Origin of the sequence: Paraglaciecola marina (assembly GCF_004360155.1) — a bacterium.
GTDB classification, from domain to species: domain Bacteria; phylum Pseudomonadota; class Gammaproteobacteria; order Enterobacterales; family Alteromonadaceae; genus Paraglaciecola; species Paraglaciecola marina.
The window spans coordinates 18900-39122 of record NZ_SAIS01000008.1 but is presented as its reverse complement, the minus strand read 5'-3'; the positions used below and the strand labels follow the sequence as shown (position 1 = coordinate 39122).

Annotated in this window: 20 protein-coding genes and 1 pseudogene; 7 read left to right on the top strand and 14 right to left on the bottom strand. The window is 38.9% G+C overall.

What is annotated here, in order from left to right; all coding sequences use genetic code 11:
• Positions 1-65 precede the first annotated feature (65 nt).
• A complete protein-coding gene (gene pheA / locus EOK74_RS12245; RefSeq protein WP_133470309.1) occupies positions 66-1247 on the top strand; it encodes a prephenate dehydratase in 1182 nt (393 codons plus the stop codon).
• 66 nt (positions 1248-1313) lie between these two features.
• On the opposite strand, the pseudogene EOK74_RS12240 reads toward pheA, so the two are convergent.
• The 10 genes and pseudogenes from EOK74_RS12240 to rpsP form a co-directional block, all read right to left on the bottom strand.
• A pseudogene (locus tag EOK74_RS12240) lies at positions 1314-1835 on the bottom strand (IS3 family transposase); the annotation flags it as partial.
• 137 nt (positions 1836-1972) lie between these two features.
• Entirely contained in the window at positions 1973-4294 is a 2322-nt protein-coding gene (locus EOK74_RS12235; RefSeq protein WP_133470308.1) for a methyl-accepting chemotaxis protein, read from the bottom strand.
• 89 nt (positions 4295-4383) lie between these two features.
• Positions 4384-5526: a bifunctional chorismate mutase/prephenate dehydrogenase gene (tyrA, locus tag EOK74_RS12230; protein WP_133470307.1), complete on the bottom strand. Its 1143-nt coding sequence runs from the start codon at positions 5524-5526 to the stop codon at positions 4384-4386.
• 13 nt (positions 5527-5539) lie between these two features.
• Positions 5540-6628 (bottom strand): 3-deoxy-7-phosphoheptulonate synthase, encoded by a 1089-nt coding sequence (locus EOK74_RS12225; protein ID WP_133470306.1) that lies wholly within the window; start codon positions 6626-6628, stop codon positions 5540-5542.
• A gap of 224 nt (positions 6629-6852) precedes the next feature.
• The gene (locus tag EOK74_RS12220; RefSeq protein ID WP_133470305.1) at positions 6853-7410 is read right to left on the bottom strand and encodes a sugar O-acetyltransferase; all 558 of its coding nucleotides are present in this window, start codon (positions 7408-7410) and stop codon (positions 6853-6855) included.
• A gap of 21 nt (positions 7411-7431) precedes the next feature.
• On the bottom strand, positions 7432-8343 hold the full coding sequence (gene rlmF / locus EOK74_RS12215; RefSeq protein WP_133470304.1) for a 23S rRNA (adenine(1618)-N(6))-methyltransferase RlmF: 912 nt from the start codon (positions 8341-8343) through the stop codon (positions 7432-7434).
• Between the two features lie 93 nt (positions 8344-8436).
• Positions 8437-8796: a 50S ribosomal protein L19 gene (gene rplS, locus EOK74_RS12210; protein WP_133470472.1), complete on the bottom strand. Its 360-nt coding sequence runs from the start codon at positions 8794-8796 to the stop codon at positions 8437-8439.
• A gap of 19 nt (positions 8797-8815) precedes the next feature.
• Positions 8816-9595 carry a tRNA (guanosine(37)-N1)-methyltransferase TrmD gene (gene trmD, locus EOK74_RS12205; protein WP_133470303.1) on the bottom strand — a complete coding sequence of 260 codons (780 nt, stop codon included), beginning with the start codon at positions 9593-9595 and terminating at the stop codon, positions 8816-8818.
• A complete protein-coding gene (rimM, locus tag EOK74_RS12200; protein ID WP_133470302.1) occupies positions 9595-10137 on the bottom strand; it encodes a ribosome maturation factor RimM in 543 nt (180 codons plus the stop codon). The genes trmD and rimM overlap by 1 nt, the downstream gene beginning before the upstream one ends.
• Before the next feature lie 27 nt (positions 10138-10164).
• On the bottom strand, positions 10165-10416 hold the full coding sequence (gene rpsP, locus EOK74_RS12195; RefSeq protein ID WP_133470301.1) for a 30S ribosomal protein S16: 252 nt from the start codon (positions 10414-10416) through the stop codon (positions 10165-10167).
• 294 nt (positions 10417-10710) lie between these two features.
• Between rpsP and EOK74_RS12190 the strand changes: the two genes are divergently transcribed.
• A complete protein-coding gene (locus tag EOK74_RS12190) occupies positions 10711-11202 on the top strand; it encodes a SprT family zinc-dependent metalloprotease (protein ID WP_133470300.1) in 492 nt (163 codons plus the stop codon).
• A 15-nt stretch (positions 11203-11217) separates the two neighbouring features.
• Here the strand turns inward: EOK74_RS12190 and yfbV are convergent, their stop codons facing one another.
• Positions 11218-11664 carry a terminus macrodomain insulation protein YfbV gene (gene yfbV / locus EOK74_RS12185; protein WP_133470299.1) on the bottom strand — a complete coding sequence of 149 codons (447 nt, stop codon included), beginning with the start codon at positions 11662-11664 and terminating at the stop codon, positions 11218-11220.
• Positions 11665-11904: 240 nt separating this feature from the next.
• On the opposite strand from yfbV, the gene trxB reads away from it, so the two are divergent.
• The 4 genes from trxB (at position 11905) to infA (ending at position 14643) form a co-directional block, all read left to right on the top strand.
• Positions 11905-12858 (top strand): thioredoxin-disulfide reductase, encoded by a 954-nt coding sequence (gene trxB / locus EOK74_RS12180; protein WP_133470298.1) that lies wholly within the window; start codon positions 11905-11907, stop codon positions 12856-12858.
• A 70-nt stretch (positions 12859-12928) separates the two neighbouring features.
• Entirely contained in the window at positions 12929-13639 is a 711-nt protein-coding gene (aat, locus tag EOK74_RS12175; protein WP_133470297.1) for a leucyl/phenylalanyl-tRNA--protein transferase, read from the top strand.
• 2 nt (positions 13640-13641) lie between these two features.
• Complete coding sequence (locus tag EOK74_RS12170) at positions 13642-14340, top strand: arginyltransferase (RefSeq protein WP_166638761.1); 699 nt, start codon at positions 13642-13644, stop codon at positions 14338-14340.
• Positions 14341-14424: 84 nt separating this feature from the next.
• Complete coding sequence (gene infA, locus EOK74_RS12165; RefSeq protein ID WP_006010397.1) at positions 14425-14643, top strand: translation initiation factor IF-1; 219 nt, start codon at positions 14425-14427, stop codon at positions 14641-14643.
• Positions 14644-14750: 107 nt separating this feature from the next.
• On the opposite strand, the gene clpA is transcribed toward infA, so the two are convergent.
• Both clpA and clpS read right to left on the bottom strand, forming a co-directional pair.
• Positions 14751-17024 (bottom strand): ATP-dependent Clp protease ATP-binding subunit ClpA, encoded by a 2274-nt coding sequence (gene clpA / locus EOK74_RS12160; protein ID WP_133470295.1) that lies wholly within the window; start codon positions 17022-17024, stop codon positions 14751-14753.
• A 51-nt stretch (positions 17025-17075) separates the two neighbouring features.
• Positions 17076-17396 carry an ATP-dependent Clp protease adapter ClpS gene (gene clpS, locus EOK74_RS12155; protein WP_133470294.1) on the bottom strand — a complete coding sequence of 107 codons (321 nt, stop codon included), beginning with the start codon at positions 17394-17396 and terminating at the stop codon, positions 17076-17078.
• Between the two features lie 230 nt (positions 17397-17626).
• On the opposite strand from clpS, the gene cspD reads away from it, so the two are divergent.
• Entirely contained in the window at positions 17627-17845 is a 219-nt protein-coding gene (gene cspD / locus EOK74_RS12150; RefSeq protein WP_133470293.1) for a cold shock domain-containing protein CspD, read from the top strand.
• A 118-nt stretch (positions 17846-17963) separates the two neighbouring features.
• Here cspD and EOK74_RS12145 read toward each other — a convergent pair whose 3' ends face one another.
• On the bottom strand, positions 17964-20186 hold the full coding sequence (locus tag EOK74_RS12145; RefSeq protein WP_133470292.1) for an NADP-dependent isocitrate dehydrogenase: 2223 nt from the start codon (positions 20184-20186) through the stop codon (positions 17964-17966).
• Positions 20187-20223 lie beyond the last annotated feature (37 nt).

Sequence of the window (20223 nt, the reverse complement as noted above, 5' to 3'; positions counted from 1 at the left end):
AGAGTCTAGTAGCAAGATGATTAGCCTGAACCGGGGTTATTTTTCGAAATAAACAAGTGAGCACTATGCCATCATCAGAATTAGAAGAACTTAGAATCAAAATCACTGAACTTGACACCCAATTGTTAACTTTTTTGGCAACGCGTCAAAAATATACTAACCAAGTTGCAGAAACAAAAATTAAAAACCATATCCCGGTACGAGATCAAAAACGGGAAGAACAGCTTTTGATTAGACTAATAAAAGAAGGCAAAAAAAATGGACTGGATGCTCACTATGTGACCCAGCTTTTCCATGTAATCATTGAAGATTCAGTTTTAAATCAGCAAGCCTTATTAGCCGCAAGAGCCAACCCAGGAAGTACACTTCCTTTAAACAGAGTTGCATTCTTGGGCGATAAAGGTTCATACAGTTATTTAGCAACACAAAAATATTTTTCTAGACGACCAGGTGAGCTATTAGAGATTGGTTGCCACAGTTTTTCTGAGATCATTTCCAAAGTAGAAACTAACGAAGCTGATTATGCTGTACTTCCAATAGAAAACACTTCATCAGGCAGTATCAATGAAGTATACGACCAATTACAACATACCAATTTATCTATTATTGGTGAGCTCACACACCCTATAAACCATGCGTTATTGGTGTCTACCGATACTGATATAAGTAACATAAAAACCCTTTATGCGCACCCACAGGTTTTCGCGCAATGTAGCCACTTTTTGGCAGAACTGGGCAATGTTGAAGTAAAACCTTGTGACAGCACTTCTGCAGCTATGTTAAGAGTGGCGGAACTTAAGTCAGAAAATGCGGCCGCTATGGGGAGTGAAACCGGGGGAAGATTATATGGGTTACATGCAATTCAGTCCAACCTTGCCAACCAAAAAGAAAACCACAGTAGATTTTTTGTAGTCGCTAGAAAAAGTGTCAATGTACCATTACAAGTACCAGCGAAAACAACCTTAGTTATGTCTACCGTACAAAAGCCAGGCTCATTAGTAGAAGCGCTTATGGTACTGCGAGATAACAATATCAATATGACTAAGCTGGAATCAAGACCAATTACAGGCAATCCTTGGGAAGAGATGTTTTATCTAGATGTTGAAGGTAATATACAGGATGGCCCAATGCAAAGTGTATTGGAAACCTTGCAGTCAATGACGCGTTATTTCAAAGTATTAGGGTGTTACCCTAGCGAAGAAGTAAGCCCTACAAAGGTTGCAGCAGTTACAGCATTAGCTGAGTAATTACTACTTGTAGCTACCGCTTTGTAAATCAAACTGTTGTCCCGTCCTAGAATAAGTTGACGGTTTTTAAGCCAGCATTTTTTGCTGGCTTTCTATTACATGCACATTGCTAGGTGTGTTCATATCTAAACTCAAGTGCGGCCTCATCTCGTTGTAGATGCTTATCGATTCTCTTACCAATACTTTTAGCTCATCAAGTGTATTACATTGATAAAGTAAGAACTCTTGTTTAAGTATCCCGTTTATTCTTTCGGCTAGTGCATTTTGATAGCAATCATATCCATCTGTCATCGACGGCTTAATGTTATTTGCCTCAAGGACTGATTGATATAATGCAGAGCAGTATTGCAATCCTCGGTCAGAATGGTGAATTGCATCATGGTCATACTGCCTATTTTTAATCGCCATATTGAGGGCTTTAACGACATCAGAAGCCTTCATTTCATTACTCAAGTGATAACCTATGATTTTGCGTGAGAAGGCATCTGTGACCAATGATAGATAATGGACTCCTTCATTTGATTACACATAGGTTATATCACTAACGAAGACCTCTTCAGGTCTCTTAGGTGTTTTATCTTTGAGTAAATAGAGCGTCTAGCGTATTTATTATTTGATGTTTCTATAAAGAAGTCCTCTTTATGTCAACGTATTTCAGGACGGGACAGTGTTAACAAAAAAGCCTGACGATTAATCATCAGGCTTTTCTATAACAATTATAAAGTTTAAACTTTAAATCTAGCGACCAACTCTCTAGTTTGCTCAGCAATTTTGGCTAGGCTTTGCGCGGCTTCACTTGTCTGTTCAGAACCTGATTCAACATCTTTAGCCAGTTCACTGATGCTTTCAACACTTTGAACGACTGATGCAGAAGCATGAGACTGCTCTTCAGTCGCAGTGGCAACCGTATCAGTTAGTTGCAATACCTGTTTAAGGTTTTCTGATAACTCATCTAATGCGATTGTTACCAAATCAACTAAGTGGATACCTCCACTCGCAGCTTCGGTTGCTCGCTCCATTGAATTTACTGATTTATTAGCAGACTGATTCATTACTTCGACCAAATTAGATATTTCAATGGTACTTTCTCGAGAGCGTGTAGCCAACGCCCTTACTTCATCAGCGACCACTGAAAATCCGCGCCCTGCCTCTCCTGCCCGAGCGGCTTCAATAGCAGCGTTTAGAGCTAACAAGTTAGTTTGGTCTGCAATACTTGTAATCACATTTAATACTGTTGTTATCTGATTTACTTCATCTTTTAGGTTGAAAATAACGGAACTTGAGTCGTCAATTAGTTGTACCAATAACTTAATATTGTCGGCAGCTAAATCAGCTCTTTCCATATTTTCATGTAAACTAGATTGCGCATCAATACTTTGTTGACTTGTCTTGAGGGTTGACTTGCTTACATCTGATACAGCCTCACTGAGCTGCTTCATGGCGGTTGAAACCATATGAGTTTGGTCTCGCTGGTGTTGTGTTTTATCTGAACTTTCAGAAGTTATAACAGTTAGCTCTTGAGATGCAGAAGAAAGACTATCAGCATCAATTTTAATCTGCGCAATAATATCTCTAATTTGTCGAACAAAGGTGTTAAAACCATCTGAAATTCTATCCACTTCAGGAATGCCCGAAGCCTTAAGCTGAATAGTTAAATCTCCTTCACCCGCTGATAACTCTTCACAAGTATTCCCCAGCTCTTCTAACGGTTTAATTAACCTAGATGCAAACCAAAGTATAACCAATATTGATAAGCCTAAAATTACTACACTTTCGATTAAAGTAGATGTAATTAAATGACTCTTAACGATTGGAATCGACTTTAACGCTTCTTCCACTTCCATTTCGGCCAAAAGTGCAAAGTTAAATTCTCCAATTTTTATTGGTGAATAATATGAAAATACTTCAACATCATGATAATCAATCATCCTATCGAACCCCCGCTCACCAGCAAAGGCCCTTTGAGATGCTTCAGATTCTGCTGGCTGTAAACCTACTGTCGTGCCTTTTGCTTCCATTTCTTTAGCAACGCTAGGAGATGTCTTCTTCAGCTTTTCTATGTAGTACTTTTGGTTTTCAATAAAGGACCTACTTTCACTTAATAAATAGCCTTCTTTATTCAGTAGATATGTCTCCCCCGTTTTACCAAACCCATTTTTTTCCCAACTTTCATGGTGAGTCAAGACACCATTAATTTTCTCAAGAGGCATTTGAAAAATTAACACTGCGATAGGTTTACCATCAGAGAATATTGGTGTTGAAGCAAAACCAGCAATGGCATCATAAGATGGCCTGTACTTTTTAAGATCACTATAAAAAACCTGACCGGGCTCTGTCGCTTTTACAGCTTTATCAAATACATATCCAATCCCAGAATTTGCATATGGTCCATTTTTAATACTCGTTCCATAATCAAGTTCTTTAAAAACACTGTATACAATATTACCGTTATTGATATCAGCTATAAAAATATCGTAGTAGCCAAATTCTTGTAAAAAGTTATGCAGATCAGGATGATATTTACTATGTACTTGACTATAAGCAGAGCTATTACCTAGGTTGGTTAACCCATCCTTTTCTCCTAAAGGAAAGGATGATGCAGCTATAAAATCATATTGTAATGCTAAAGCGTTTTTATTCAGTTCACTTAGCGCATCAGCAGCATTAATAATTGGATTTAAATTACTGGTATTATATTGCTTAGTAAAATCAGATAAATAATAATTTGATAACTGCTCAAACTGAACACTATTAACTTCCCCCCTATCTGAAGCATATTGATTGTAAGCTGGGATAAACGCTTCTGCGGCTTCAACTAAAGAAAGGTTAAAAGCCTTGGTTTTAATTTGTGAAGTAATAAAATCGAAATATTCATCAAGCGCCTCAACTGTTTGCACATTTTGTGAGGTCAACCGGTTCTTAGCAGAATCAGTTAATGCTATGTTAGCTTCTCGCACCGCTACATTGACCGAAATAACGCCCATCAACACGATAGAGCATAATACTAATGAGATTGTGGCTAGTAATAATCGTAACTTTAGAGACATCAGGTCTCCCCCTTTGAAGGTGATGTGCGCTAACACTATTAAAAACAACTTTTATACTGAAAGATAGTTATGAAAATAAGTTTTAAAGTTTAGCAGTTTTCAATTAATGTACGACCATCGTCAGCTTTTAATAAAAACTGTTTGCTATCAATAAGGCTTTGTTTTGCATAGTCACCAAACCAAGAACTAACTTTAGTAAATTGTTGAATGAACTTTTCTTTATCACTGTTTTCTACTAAAGCTAAAGCATGATTAAATTTCACGCTAAATTCTGTCAGCATGGCCACACTATCTTTATTATCAAAAATTATATCGGCATATAATGCAGGAGCTTGAGCAAATAATCTCCCAACCATGGCTAACTCTAGTCTATATATTGGTGAGCTCAAAGAAATTAATTTTTGCAAATCTGGATTTTCTCCGGCTAAGTGAGAACCAAATACAAAACTACAGAAGTGTCGCATCACTTGTATAAAAACCATAGCATCATCATGTTCCTTAGCGTCACACTGTTGTAATACCCCCCCCCAATTTCTAACTTGTTGCAATAACCACTCATACTGCTTTGACTCTCTTCCGTGACACACTACTACGACTTGTTTAACCAAACTTGGCACATCAGGTCCAAACATTGGATGCAGCCCAACCACAGGGCCTTGATGCGCATTTAGCATGGCGTTTAAGGGTTTCTGCTTTGTACTAGTAATATCAGCCAAAATACAATTTTCAGGCAGGTTTGTTAAACGAGCTATAACACTTTCAGTTAATTTAATGGGAACAGCCACGAGCACTAAGCCAGCATTTTCTAAAATAGTATCAGACCTGTCCCAGTCACTATGTTCTAAGACTGCGACCTTATAACCACTGCGTTCAAATAAATCTACAAATATCCGACCTAGTGCACCAGCCCCACCCACAATAACCACTTTTCTGATGCTTGGGTTGGTACATAAAAACTCTACACTTTGTGTATGGTAGGACTCCCGGATGATGCGACGCATTAAATCTTCAATTAAGACAGGAGAAACCCCCTGTCTTTTAGCTTCACTTTTACGGTTAGTAATGATTTGGGCTTCTGCTTCAGCTACATAAATTGGGGAACCAGCTTTACTTTTATACTCGCCAATCTTTGTAGTAATTTCAGCTCGTTTCGCCAAAAGCTCAACGAGCTGTTTATCTATTACTTCTATACTTTCATTTAATTCATCTATCTGATTTGGTAACTCTGGCATACATGTCCTACTGCTAAGTGTTGTCCACTTTATTTAAACGCATGGGTAGTACTGTAATCAATTTATCTCGCATATGGTTAATTAATTCTTCTGTTGTTGGCCAATTTATACATCCATCTGTAATAGATACACCATAATCGAGCTCTTCAGGGGTTCTACCATTGCTACTTTGGTTACCATGATTTAAATGACTCTCAAGCATTATTCCTAAAATAGACCGGTTACCCTCTAGAATTTGATTAACTACGTTCTGAGCGACTAATGGTTGACGCTTAAAGTCTTTACTAGAGTTTGCATGGCTGCAGTCAACTACAAGAGCAGCATCTAAATTAGCATCCGCAAGCTCTTGCTCACAATCAGCTACACATACTGAATCGTAATTAGGTTGCTTGCCACCTCGCAAAATAACATGTCCATCAGGATTACCTTGAGTAGTTATAACACTAACTTGGCCGTCCCCATTTATTCCCATAAAGCTATGACCTGATGCGGCTGATTGCAAAGCGTTAATCGCAATCCCTAAACTGCCATCAGTTCCGTTTTTAAAACCTACGGGCATTGATAAGCCACTCGCCATCTCTCTATGGGTTTGTGACTCAGAAGTACGAGCACCAATAGCCGACCAACTGAATAACTCTGCTAGGTATTGGGGGCTAATTGGGTCCAAAGCCTCCGTTGCTACTGGTAGCTCTAACTCAGCTAGCCAAATAAGGAGCTCTCTAGCCTTACGAAGCCCCGCATCTATATCAAAAGTCCCATTGATATGCGGGTCATTAATTAATCCTTTCCAACCTACAGTCGTTCTTGGTTTTTCAAAATACACTCTCATAACTATATACAAGGTATCTTTACAGCTTTCGTGAAGCTCTTTTAGCTTTAACGCATATTCTTTGGCTGCTTCGATATCATGAATTGAGCAAGGTCCACAGATAACCAAAAAGCGATGATCTTCACGATGCAAAATATCACTAATTACTTTTCTAGAAGATTGAATCACTTCTAAAGCAGACTGACTTACGGGAAGCTCATTTTTTAATGCTTGAGGTGTAACTAAAACCTCCTCAGAAGATACGTTTATGTTGTTTATGCTATCTCTTAACATGACTAGGCTCTTTTTAAATATAAATAACGGTAATACTGAGTAACGAAATTTACCAACTCAATACAAATTAATCAGTAGCAAAAACACTGTACACTTATATTTACACAAGAATAAAATTTATTTCACTATGAATTATTGACTTTTTAACAGCTATTGAAATCAACAACAAGCTTTAATTGTTAACATCCTTAAAAGTGTCTGTTTTTCAGGCGTTTCTAGCGACTTTATAGTTTTTTAATCAACTTTGCAGGGACACCGGCAACTAGAGAGTTTGCTGTTATATTCTTATTTACAACCGCCCCAGCGGCAATGACAGCGTTATCACCTATTTGCACTCCATCTAAAATCTTTGCCCCCATGCCTATCCAGACATTATTTCCAATACTGATAGGGCGTGCAATTTCAATTCCGTGCTTTCGCTTCTCAGGGTCTAGAGGATGGGTGGCTGTAGATATTAATACCCCTGGACCTATCATTACATCTTCACCAATTGTTACGGTAGCGGCATCTAAAATCACTAAACCATGATTAGCATAAAAATTTCTTCCCGTTGAAATGTTATAACCGTAATCACAAAAAAAGGTGGGTTCTATCCAAGCTCCTTCACAAACGCCAAACAATTGTTTAATTAGCTTACGGCTACCTTTTCGGTCATCTATATCATGGTGATTAAATTGGTGACATATACGCTTCGCAAACGCCCTCTCCTTCTGTAAATCTTTATTACTTGGAAAATATTCATCACCCAATAACATTTTTTGCTTTTCGGTTAACTCAGCCATTATGTACTTCCTTTAGCTTGCTCAAAAACGCCACGCGATGAAGCGACTGATTTTTTGACCTTGTGACATATTTATCACCTTACTATCTGTAATATATGCTTTTTTTAAATTTAACTTAATTTTATTTAGATGTTCTTTTTTCGATACTAAGCATGTAAACCACTCTATTTGAGTTTTAAAGTCAGTACTCTGTTTAATCATACTTTGAATAAACTTTAACTCTCCGCCATCACACCACAACTCATTTGATTGCCCAGCAAAGTTCAACTGTCGAGTCATTGTGTTTTGTGAAAGGGATGAGCCTCGTTTATTACTGTGCTTGTTTAGATTGTAGTTTTTGCGTGCAGACCCTTTCGCTGCTTCTGCTGCGCTTTTATGAAAAGGAGGGTTACACATACAAAACGCATAATGCTCTCCGGGTTGAACAACACCAGAAAAGATATTTGATGCGTTAGATTGTTTACGCACCTCTATATAACTTGTTAAAGAAGAGTTTGAATCAATTATTGCCCTTGCACTTTTAATAGATAACGCATCAATGTCCGCAGCAACCCATTGCCAGTCGTACTCCGAAACGCCTATCATAGGATAAATCAAGTTTGCTCCTGTCCCTATATCCAGTCCTCGAACGGCCTTACCGGTCGGAACTTCATTACCATGACCTTCTGCAAGTAAATCTGCAATATGATGAATATAGTCTGCTCTACCTGGTATGGGAGGACATAAATAGCCTGTTGGTATATCCCAGTTTGGTATTTGATAGTAATGAGCCAATAAAGCGGCATTTAAAGCCTTTACTGCGTCAGGATCTGAAAACTGAATGGTCTGTACACCATCAGTTTTGTTCTTTATAAACTTTTTCAGTCTTGGGTAGGACTCAACAAGTTGTGCCATAGGGTAACCATTTTTATGTAAGTTTCGATTATGGGGCAAAATGAGACCTTTAAGATTAGTAACCTTATTAAAAAGCAAAAACCCGCCAAAAGGCGGGTTTTCTTATAAGTTAACGGTAACGCAAAAATTAAATTAACCTAGCTTCTCTTTAATACGTGCAGAACGACCAGAGCGTTCACGCAAGTAGTAAAGTTTAGCGCGACGAACAGCACCACGACGTTTCACTTCAATAGAACTGATTGCCGGGCTGTGTGTTTGGAATATACGCTCAACACCTTCGCCGTTAGAAATCTTACGAACTGTAAAAGCAGAGTGTAGGCCACGGTTACGTTTAGCGATTACAACGCCTTCGTAGGCCTGAAGACGTTCTTTTTCGCCTTCTTTAACGCGTACTTGCACAACTACTGTGTCACCAGCACCGAATGCTGGAACGTCAGTTTTTAGCTGCGCTTCTTCAATTTTCTTGATGATATCTTGATTTACTTTAGTCATCATATCCTCTCATCCTAGATTAACTGTCATCATGCCGCGGCAAAGTTTGTAGATATAAATCTAACAATTTTTGCTGCTCCTCAGTCAGAGCTAGATCGTTTAATAATTCAGGGCGTCGTTGCCAGGTTCTACCTAACGACTGTTGTAAACGCCACTGCCTGATTTTTTCGTGATCACCACTCAATAACACCTTAGGAACCAGCTCACCGTTCAAGTTTTCTGGCCGGGTATAGTGCGGACAATCCAATAAGCCTTGACAAAAAGAGTCTTGCTCAGCAGATTGTTCATGGCCCAATACACCGGGTACAAACCTTGATACTGCATCCATTAAGATCATCGCAGGTAATTCGCCGCCACTTAACACGTAATCACCAATTGACCATTCCTCGTCAACTTGCGTTTGTATTACCCGTTCATCGATACCTTCATATCGACCAGCAACTAGAATCATACTTTCATTTTCAGAAAGCTGCTTCACACCAGCTTGATCTAGCTTTTTCCCTTGGGGAGAAAGGTAAATCACTTTTGTTTTTCTTCCTGCAGCTTGTTTAGCTGCCAGAATAGCGTCTGTCAATGGCTGCACCATCATCAGCATACCGGGTCCGCCACCATATGGTCGGTCGTCAACAGTGCGATGTTTGTCGTGGGTAAAGTCTCTTGGATTAAAACACTCTACTTGCAACAGTCCGTTTTTCACGGCTCGCCCTACTACTCCCTGCTGGGTAAACGTTTGAAACATTTCTGGAAACAAACTTATTACACCAAACCAACGACTCGGCTCCCTATTAGGTTCTTGCATTAAAATGCAGGATCCCAATCAACTGTGACCGTTTTCGCCTGCCGGTCCACTTTTTTGATCACTTGCTCTATCAAATAAGGGATCATGCGTTCTTTTTGACCAAAAGCATCATTCAAATTAGCTTTGACTAACATAACGTCATTAGCGCCAGTTTCGAATAACTCTTTAATAACACCTAAGTTATAACCTTTATCGGTAATAACTTGCATGCCGACTAATTCACGCCAATAAACGTCGTTATCATCTAATTGAGGTAGCATTGCTGCTTTAATAGAAATCTCAAGATTTTTGATACTCTCGGCATCATCTCGGGTATCTACCCCAACCAGTTTGGCAACTAAACCTTTATTGTGGGTTCGCCACTGGTCTACGACATACTCTTTGCTTTCTTGCACCTGACCCAATAGCCAAGGAGTGTAAGCAAACACGCCGTCTAAATCATGGGTATAAGAGGTGATTTTAACCCAACCTTTAACACCATACGGTGCACCGATTTTGCCAATCACTAATGTGTCTACTGACGTATCAGACGCATGACTCATTTCTTAAACCCTTTTCTGCAACTGCAATTAAGCCGCTGCTTTTTGTGCATCTTTTACCAAGCGTGCAACACGGTCTGATAAGCCTGCGCCTACCCCAACCCAATGATCAACACGATCAAGGTCTAAGCGTAAACGCTCTTCTCTGCCCTGTGCTGTTGGATTGAAAAAACCAATGTTTTCAATAAAACGACCATCGCGTGAACGACGGCTGTCTGCAACCACTACTTGATAAAATGGACGCTTTTTAGCGCCACCACGCTGTAAACGAATAGTAACCATATATGCCTCAAACTCGTTGTAGCGTTAACGTTAACTTATTTTACCTCTATAACTGGCTGTTCCAAGCCAGATAAAAGGCCGCCGTATTGTACGGATTTAGAACTATTATGCAAGAGTAAATATAGGTACCTAACTGATTAAATTAATTTACAAAGAATTACGGCTTGGGGAATACAAAGTATTTCACACATTAGGTATAGAAGCTGAAGCCGCGATATAAAAAAACAGTAGGTTACGAGTGAATAATATTCAATAATTAGCATTTAAAGTAAGAAAGAAAAATCATTAGCTACCTTGACTACATCAACACAAAATATTGATAGTTTAGTAATACAAAAAATCGAGCAATGTTACTTAACGGCTACTGACTATTTTAACTGCTCCTTTGAACGCCCCACTATTCGCTTTAACCAGAGGGGGAAAATAGCAGGTAGTGCTAGATTACAAACTAATGAGTTGCGTTTTAACCCTGTATTGTTGAAGGACAATCAGGATACGTTTATAAATGAGGTGATCCCTCATGAAGTCTCTCATCTACTAACCTATTCTCTATTTGGTCGAGTTAAACCTCATGGTAAAGAATGGCAATCTATTATGATTGATGTATTCAAGTTACAGCCTAATACACGCCATCAAATGGATGTTACTAAAGTCACAGGGAAAACATTCTTATATCATTGTCAGTGCGGCCCAGTGGAATTAAGCATTAGACGCCACAACAAAGTGGTAAAAGGTAAACAAAATTATATTTGTAGGCGTTGTAAAAATACTCTCCGAAAGTCTTAGTTTAATTAGAAGCCTTTAAAACCAACGTTTAACGAAGGTTTTATCTAATTCATCAAAGGCTGTTTTTAATAATCGAGCTAATTCTTTATATTGGGGTTTTGCTCTTGGGCTTTGTAAAGCGCAACCATGTAACTGCATTTTATGATGGATATCTAAATACCAAGAATTAAGTGATGGTGGCAAAGGTTGATTAGCACGATGCCCTAACCAAAACAGTCCTTGCATCGGTAGAGACATAAAAAATGCACCTAATGCTAAAGCTTGCGGTAACATTTCATACCCTTGCACATTAATTAGGGTAGCAACAGTTAACACTGCTAATGCAGGCATAACCTTAATTGATAATTTAGTTGCAGAAATAACACGACATTCAGGAAACATTGTATACAACTGTTTTTGCATAGGCCAAGTTTGCAAATACTGTTGACCATCTTTAAGCATAGAACTAATTGTGTGAGCCAAAGTAACGCTCCTTATATAGTTGGTAATGCAGTTTAACTAGTTAATTAACGATCTGCTAACACATTCAAGTTATATAGAATGGCATAATGATTATTAGTCCTAGAATATAAGAAAAACAATTAAATATAGTAATTACTTTTTAAAGCAACATTGAAAGTAATAGACATGCCCTCATGTCTACCCACATAGAAACTTAGTGATTATCAATTAGAAATATTCGACAATTTTGTGGAGAGTAAAATGTCTGAAGCACGACACGTTAAATTATTAATTTTAGGATCAGGTCCAGCGGGGTATGCTGCCGCAGTTTATGCAGCAAGAGCAAATTTAAACCCTGTGCTATTAACAGGCATTCAGCAAGGTGGACAATTGACTACCACTACAGAAGTTGAAAACTGGCCTGGAGATCCTGAGGGCCTTACAGGCCCAGATTTAATGGTACGTATGCAAAAGCATGCCGAAAAATTTGATACCGAAATTATTTTTGATCATATCAATAATGCCGACTTATCAAAACGTCCATTTACACTAACTGGTGATCAAGGTACTTATACTTGTGATTCATTAATTATTTGTACTGGCGCTTCTGCGAAATATTTAGGTATGGAGTCTGAAACCGCATTTATGGGTAAAGGGGTATCTGCCTGTGCAACATGCGATGGGTTCTTTTATCGTAACCAAAAAGTAGCAGTAGTAGGTGGCGGAAACACAGCAGTCGAAGAAGCTCTTTACTTGTCTAACATTGCATCTGAAGTGCATGTAATTCACAGACGAGACTCTTTCCGTAGTGAAAAAATTCTTGAAGACCGTTTATTGGAAAAAGCCAAAAATGGTAACGTAGTATTGCATTTAAATAGACAGCTAGATGAAGTATTGGGCGACGAAATGGGTGTGACAGGTGTACGTATCAAGGATACACAGTCAGATGCAACCGAAGAAGTTGACGTAATGGGATTATTTATAGCCATTGGTCACCAACCTAACACCGCTATTTTTGAAGGTGAACTTGAAATGAAAGACGGTTATATAAAAGTCCAAAGCGGCACCGAAGGCAACGCAACGCAAACCAGTGTCGAAGGTGTTTTTGCTGCAGGTGATGTAAGTGATCATATTTATCGTCAAGCAATCACCTCAGCAGGAACTGGATGTATGGCTGCTTTAGATGCTGAAAAATTCTTAGACGCGATAGAATAATATCTTCTTAAGCGCTATCTTAAAGGCCTCTTACGAGGCCTTTTTTTGTTGGGAGAAAATACTTTAGAAAATGTTAACGCTAACTAAATTAAACTCAAAATTACAGTTTCCAAATACTGATTTTGCGCTGGAAGACCCCAATGGTTTATTAGCTTTTGGTGGTGACTTATCCCCCAAGAGATTGCTACTTGCATATTCACAGGGAATTTTTCCTTGGTTTAGTCAAGACGAACCAATCATGTGGTGGTCTCCTAACCCAAGAGGTGTATTGCCACTCGACAAATTTAACTGTAGCAAAAGCTTAGCTAAATTTGCTCGTAATTGCAGCTATGCCGTTTCAGTCAATAAAAATTTTAATGAAGTAATAGACGCCTGCGCTACAACTCCCAGAAATGACTCAGGTACATGGATAACACAGCAAATGGTAAATGCCTATAAACTTCTTCACACGGAGGGGCACGCCCACTCAATTGAGGTATGGGATCAACAGCAAAATCTAGTTGGTGGTCTATACGGAGTCTTAGTTGGTAAGGTTTTTTGTGGTGAATCTATGTTTCATCGTGCAACGAATGCATCTAAATTAGCTTTTATGAACTTAGTCAAGTTGCTACAAGCAAACCAGTGCAACTTTATAGATTGCCAAATGCAAAATCCACATTTAGAAAGCCTTGGATGTATTGAAGTCCCACGAAGTGAATTTTTGAAGCTACTAGAAAAAGATAGCAAAAAGAGGATGCATGAAAGTGAATGGATCCCTAGGTTCTTAGGGACTGAGTCATGAATATGAAATTTGGTATTACTCAACCAAACCAATGTAGTTATTTGCCTGATGAAAAAGAGCAGATATTGGTTTTAGTCTCAGATAACTCCCCAACTCGTCATCAATATGATTATTTAATTAGTATGGGCTTTAGGCGCAGCGGTGGACAAGTTTATCGCCCACACTGTCAAACTTGTAAAGCATGTGAGCCTATCCGCTTACCTGTCGCCTTATTTGAACCTTCCAAAAGTCAAAAACGGATAGCTAAACGCAATCAAGACCTGCGAATAGAGATAAGTGAGCTGGATAAGCCAGAATATTATGATTTGTTTGCATCATACATAAACCAACGTCATGCAGACGGCAGTATGTATCCACCGAGTGAAGAACAGTATCAAGGTTTTGTACCTAGCCCTTGGGGAGACACTTTATTCATAGAATTTCATGACCAACAGGAGTTAATTGCGGTAGCCATTACCGACAATCTATTTAGATCATTATCAGCCATGTATACCTATTTTAAACCAGGCGAAGAAAAGCGTTCATTAGGCATCTTTGCAATTTTGAAGCAAATAGAGATAGCCAAGTCCATGAATAAAGAGTTTTTGTATCTGGGTTACCAGATAGATAACTGTCAAAAAATGCGCTATAAACAGAATTTTCTACCCAATGAACGTTTTTTTGAAGATAAATGGCATCTATTTGCAAAAAGTTCAGTGTAAAGCTTTACACTGACCTGCTTATTGGGCAAAATCTGCGCGGCATTTTTTGACACTTATTTTATTGATTAGAGGTAGCATAGTTAGATGGCGAAAGAAGATTGTATTGAAATGGAAGGCACTGTGTTGGATACCCTTCCAAATACTATGTTTCGAGTTGAACTAGAGAATGGTCACGTGGTGACTGCGCATATATCTGGCAAGATGCGTAAAAACTATATTCGAATTTTGACTGGTGACAAAGTTACAGTCGAAATGACCCCATATGACCTAAGCAAAGGTCGTATCATCTATCGTGCCAGATAAAAGGATATAATAGCTTTTTCATAAACCCAAGAAGCTATATGAAGAGACACAAAAAAACCGATATCTTACGATATCGGTTTTTTTATACCTTAACCCTGTTATTCCAATTAAGAATTAAGGGCTTCAGGTTTTTCTTTACTGTCAGAAAAGAACTCAAAGCTTAGCTCGCCTTTTTTGAGACCAATTTTAACACTGCCACCTTGACTCAGTTGACCAAACAATAGCTCATTTGCTAATTCTTTTTTCACTTCTTGCTGGATTACACGTCCCATTGGGCGAGCGCCCATATTTTTGTCATACCCTTTATCGGCTAACCACTCGCGAGCCTGCGTAGTCACCTCTAAGGAAACCCCCTTATTATCCAACTGTACTTGTAATTCAACAATGAATTTATCAACCACCTGCAGGATCACGTCTTTATCAAGATGATTAAACCATACTGTCGCATCCAACCTGTTTCTGAACTCAGGTGTAAATAACTTTTTAATTTCAGACATAGCGTCATGACTATGGTCTTGCTGCTTAAATCCAATAGAGTTACGAATAGTCTCTTGAACACCTGCATTCGTGGTCATTATTAAAACTACATTTCTAAAATCAACCTTACGACCATTATTGTCGGTCAAGGTACCGTGGTCCATAACCTGCAATAATATGTTATAGATATCACTATGGGCCTTTTCAATTTCATCAAGTAACACCACAGAGTAGGGTTGTTTGATAACTGCGTCCGTTAACAGGCCACCTTGATCAAAGCCAACATACCCGGGTGGGGCCCCGATAAGACGACTAATTGCATGGCGTTCCATATATTCAGACATGTCAAAGCGAACCAACTCAACTCCCATAATTTTAGCTAACTGAGCAGACACCTCTGTTTTTCCGACACCTGTTGGTCCAGCAAACAAAAAGTTGCCTATGGGCTTAGTCTCATTTCCTAAACCTGAACGTGATAAACGTATTGCATCGGTCAAGGTTACTATTGCTTCATCTTGACCAAATACCACTAGTTTAAGGTCACGATCTAAATTCTGGAGCACTTCTTTATCTGAAGCTGAAACTGATTTTTCTGGGATACGCGCAATTTTTGAAATAATCTGTTCAATGTCAGTTACTCCAATTGTTTTCTTCCGTTTTGATGCTGGTAATAAGCGTTGGCTTGCCCCTGCCTCATCAATTACATCAATGGCCTTATCAGGCAAATGACGTTCGTTAATGTATTTAGCAGACAGCTCAGCAGCAGCACGGATGGCTTTATGAGTGAAACGCACACTATGGTGTTCTTCATAACGAGACTTCAACCCCATAAGTATTTTAGTAGTATCACCGACCGTCGGCTCAACCACATCTACTTTTTGGAATCGACGAGCTAATGCACGGTCTTTTTCAAAAATACCTTGATACTCTTGATAGGTCGTAGATCCAATACAACGAAGTTCGCCACTACTCAATTTTGGTTTAAGCAAGTTAGACGCATCCATAACGCCGCCAGACGCAGCCCCTGCCCCTATAATGGTGTGAATTTCATCAATAAATAGGATGGCATCAGGTTTTTCTGATAACTCTTTCAAAATACCTTTGAGGCGCTTTTCGAAATCGCCTCGGTATTTAGTGCCTGCTAATAATGCTCCCATATCTAAAGAGTGAACCGTTGCATCTGCGATTACCTCTGGCACATCATTATTAACGATTCGATAGGCTAAACCTTCAGCGATAGCAGTTTTACCAACGCCAGCTTCTCCCACTAAAAGTGGATTATTCTTTCGACGACGACATAACACTTGAATACTGCGTTCAAGCTCTTTATCTCGACCTATTAAAGGATCGATCTTGCCTTCTTTAGCACTGATATTAAGATTTGTAGAATATTTATCTAGAACAGATACTGACTCTTCCTGCTCAGGTTCATGTTCTGTTTCACCAGCTGAAGCTGATTCGTCATCCACTTTAGATACACCATGAGATATAAAATTAACTACGTCTAATCGAGTCACATCGGACTTTTTCAGAATATATACAGCTTGTGATTCTTGTTCACTGAAAATAGCCACTAGTACATTGGCACCTGTCACCTCTTCTTTACCAGAGGACTGTACATGGAAAACCGCTCTTTGAAGAACTCGTTGAAAACCTAAAGTGGGTTGAGTTTCACGTTCATTTCCTTGCTCATCTAACAACAAAGGAGTGGTATCTTTGACAAAATCGGTAAGCTCTTGCTTTATCGCTTCAATATCAGCGCCACATGCCTTTAAGGCCTCTTTAGCGGCACTATTATCTAATAGGGCAAGCAATAAATGTTCTACTGTCATAAACTCATGACGATGCTCTCTAGCAAAAATAAACGCATCGTTTAGCGTCTGCTCTAAATCTTTATTTAACATAAGAATGCCCTCTGACTGCTAGCGTATAAGATAGATTTGTTAACGTCACTATCATGCTTGTTCCATAGTACACATTAATGGATGTTGATTTTCTTTAGCGTACCTACTGACCTGCATTACTTTCGTTTCAGCTATCTCTGCTGTATATATGCCACAAACTGCTCTGCCTTGGTAGTGCACCGTTAACATTATTTGTTGTGCCTTTTCTCCCTCTAGGTTAAAAAAGCGCATCAACACATCAACGACAAAGTCCATTGGTGTGTAGTCATCATTATTAAGAATCACTTTGTACATGGGTGGTGGAGCCGCTTTCTTTCTTTGCTCTTCCCTGCTTTTTTGGCGTTCTATATCTATAGTATTATCTTTACTCATAACTTAATTATTTGGTCCAAAAATTACAGATAAAATCTCAATGTTTAGCAACTACCTTGGTTTTAGCCTATTTTCATTATCTAAAATTAAAAATTCGACTTGACAAAAACAGCTTAAAAAACCTACATTTTAATTGGGCGGTTATATTGAGTAGTTAACACGTCTCCCCCCTTCATAGTAAGTGTGGGGTCAAAGTGGTATTAGTTCAAGGGATTTAAGGAAGCAGAAGCATGGCAGTCGGCAAAGTAAAATGGTTCAACAATGCAAAAGGGTTTGGCTTTATTGTACCTGATGATGGCGGAGAAGATATTTTCGCTCATTACTCGACGATACAGATGGAAGGTTACCGCTCGTTAAAAGCAGGACAAGAAGTCAAGTACGAGGTGCAACAGGGGCCTAAAGGCTTACATGCTGAAAACATAGATTTCAGTGGGGAGCCAGAACGATAGATGATCACCGAGCTTTAACAGCTCAACGAATCACTCGTAATAAAAAAGCAGACTAACGTCTGCTTTTTTATACCAGCAAAACACACTCTATAAAGTATAAAGCGTATTACTATTCATATTAAGAAAGTGCAGCGTTTAGTGTTTCACTCGGGCACATAGCTTTGGTTACCAAAGCTTCATCCGGCAAGTAATACCCACCAATATCTGCAGCTTTGCCTTGAGTTGCATCGATCTCAGCTAAAATTTTATCTTCATTAGCAGATAAAGTCTCGAATAAAGGTTTAAATTTAGCATTCAACTCTTGATCTTCAGTTTGATTCGCTAACGCTTCAGCCCAGAACATAGCAAGATAGAAATGACTACCTCTATTATCTAATTGACCCGCTTTACGCAGCGGAGATTTACCTTCAGTTAATAACTTTTCTGTGGCGATATCTAAGGTGCTCGCTAAAATTTTAGCTTTAGCGTTATCATTTTTAAGCGCTAAATCTTCAAGAGATACGGCCAAAGCCAAAAACTCACCTAATGAATCCCAACGTAAATGCCCCTCTTCAACAAATTGTTGAACATGCTTAGGCGCTGAACCACCTGCACCAGTTTCAAACAATCCGCCACCAGCCATTAATGGCACGATAGAAAGCATTTTTGCACTTGTACCCAATTCTAAAATAGGGAACAAATCAGTCAGGTAATCACGTAAAACGTTACCTGTTACAGAAATGGTATCCAACCCGCGAATCGCTCGCTCCATAGTAAAACGTATTGCACGGACAGGAGCCATAATTGAAATATCAAGGCCGTCAGTATCATGTTCTTTAAGATATTTGTTAACCTTAAGGATTAGTTGAGCATCATGGGCACGTTCATCATCTAACCAAAATACTGTTGGCATACCAGATTGACGAGCACGATTTACAGCCAATTTCACCCAGTCACGGATAGGTGCATCTTTGGCTTGACACATTCTCCAAATATCACCTTCTTCAACAGGGTGTTCAATTAAAACAGTACCATCTTGGTCGATAACCTGTACTTTACCATCAGCGACCATTTCAAAAGTTTTATCATGAGAGCCGTATTCTTCTGCTTTTTGAGCCATCAAACCAACGTTGGGTACTGTGCCCATAGTAGTCGGGTCAAATGCCCCATGAGTTTTACAGAAATTAATGGTTTCTTGATAAATAGTTGCATAAGTACTTTCAGGAATAACGGCCTTAGTATCATGTAACTTTCCATCAGGTCCCCACATTTGACCAGAGCTTCTGATCATTGCTGGCATAGAAGCATCTACAATTACATCGCTTGGTACATGCAGATTAGAAATACCTTTATCAGAATTTACCATTGCAATAGGAGGACGATCAGCATAACAAGCATTGATATCTTTTTCGATTTCAGTACGTTGAGACTCAGGAAGTGTTGAAATTTTGTCATAAACACTACCCAAACCATTATTTGGGTTAACACCTAATTCATCAAACAATGCTTGGTGCTTATTAAATAGATCTTTGTAGAATACTTTTACACAATGACCAAAAACAATTGGGTGAGACACTTTCATCATGGTAGCTTTCACATGCAATGAAAACAAAACACCAGTGTTTTTAGCATCTTCAATTTCTTTTTCAAAAAACGCACATAAAGCTTTTTTGCTCATGCACATTCCATCAATTACTTCACCAGCCAATAATTCAACTTTAGGCTTTAATACTGTGACATTACCAGCAGTATCCGTGAATTCTATTTTGACATGCCCTGCTTTTTCCACAGTGACTGATTTTTCACCAGAGTAAAAATCGCCTTCATGCATATGTGCAACATGAGTTTGTGAGGCTTGACTCCACTCTCCCATTGAATGGGGATTAGCTTTTGCATAATTTTTTACTGCTACAGGTGCACGGCGATCAGAGTTACCTTCACGTAATACTGGGTTTACTGCACTACCCAATACTTTGCTATAACGAGCTTTTATATCTTTTTCTTCATCAGTTTGCGGGTCTTCAGGAAACTCTGGTAAAGCAAAACCTTTACCTTGTAATTCTTTAATAGCAGCTTTCAACTGTGGAATTGAAGCACTTACGTTAGGCAACTTAATAATGTTAGTTGCAGCATCTTGAGTCAATGCACCTAATTCAGCTAAAGCATCAGATACTTGTTGTTCTGCCGGCAAAACATCACTAAAAGATGACAAAATACGCGCTGCTAATGAAATATCACTTAATTCAACCTCAATACCTGCACTTGATGTGAAGCTACGAATGATAGGAAGTAATGAATAAGTAGCTAGAGCCGGCGCTTCGTCTGTTTTAGTGTATATAATTTTTGACTTAGAAATCGTCATTATGAGCCTCATGGTTATGGTAACGCACTGACAATCC

What these genes read in the sequence shown, in the direction of transcription:
- pheA (WP_133470309.1), top strand. Translation starts at nt 66, where the DNA reads ATGCCATCATCAGAATTAGAAGAACTTAGAATCAAAATCACTGAACTT.
- EOK74_RS12235 (WP_133470308.1), bottom strand. Translation starts at nt 4,294, where the DNA reads ATGTCTCTAAAGTTACGATTATTACTAGCCACAATCTCATTAGTATTA.
- tyrA (WP_133470307.1), bottom strand. Translation starts at nt 5,526, where the DNA reads ATGCCAGAGTTACCAAATCAGATAGATGAATTAAATGAAAGTATAGAA.
- EOK74_RS12225 (WP_133470306.1), bottom strand. Translation starts at nt 6,628, where the DNA reads ATGTTAAGAGATAGCATAAACAACATAAACGTATCTTCTGAGGAGGTT.
- EOK74_RS12220 (WP_133470305.1), bottom strand. Translation starts at nt 7,410, where the DNA reads ATGGCTGAGTTAACCGAAAAGCAAAAAATGTTATTGGGTGATGAATAT.
- rplS (WP_133470472.1), bottom strand. Translation starts at nt 8,796, where the DNA reads ATGACTAAAGTAAATCAAGATATCATCAAGAAAATTGAAGAAGCGCAG.
- trmD (WP_133470303.1), bottom strand. Translation starts at nt 9,595, where the DNA reads ATGCAAGAACCTAATAGGGAGCCGAGTCGTTGGTTTGGTGTAATAAGT.
- rimM (WP_133470302.1), bottom strand. Translation starts at nt 10,137, where the DNA reads ATGAGTCATGCGTCTGATACGTCAGTAGACACATTAGTGATTGGCAAA.
- rpsP (WP_133470301.1), bottom strand. Translation starts at nt 10,416, where the DNA reads ATGGTTACTATTCGTTTACAGCGTGGTGGCGCTAAAAAGCGTCCATTT.
- trxB (WP_133470298.1), top strand. Translation starts at nt 11,905, where the DNA reads ATGTCTGAAGCACGACACGTTAAATTATTAATTTTAGGATCAGGTCCA.
- aat (WP_133470297.1), top strand. Translation starts at nt 12,929, where the DNA reads ATGTTAACGCTAACTAAATTAAACTCAAAATTACAGTTTCCAAATACT.
- EOK74_RS12170 (WP_166638761.1), top strand. Translation starts at nt 13,642, where the DNA reads ATGAAATTTGGTATTACTCAACCAAACCAATGTAGTTATTTGCCTGAT.
- infA (WP_006010397.1), top strand. Translation starts at nt 14,425, where the DNA reads ATGGCGAAAGAAGATTGTATTGAAATGGAAGGCACTGTGTTGGATACC.
- clpA (WP_133470295.1), bottom strand. Translation starts at nt 17,024, where the DNA reads ATGTTAAATAAAGATTTAGAGCAGACGCTAAACGATGCGTTTATTTTT.
- clpS (WP_133470294.1), bottom strand. Translation starts at nt 17,396, where the DNA reads ATGAGTAAAGATAATACTATAGATATAGAACGCCAAAAAAGCAGGGAA.
- cspD (WP_133470293.1), top strand. Translation starts at nt 17,627, where the DNA reads ATGGCAGTCGGCAAAGTAAAATGGTTCAACAATGCAAAAGGGTTTGGC.
- EOK74_RS12145 (WP_133470292.1), bottom strand. Translation starts at nt 20,186, where the DNA reads ATGACGATTTCTAAGTCAAAAATTATATACACTAAAACAGACGAAGCG.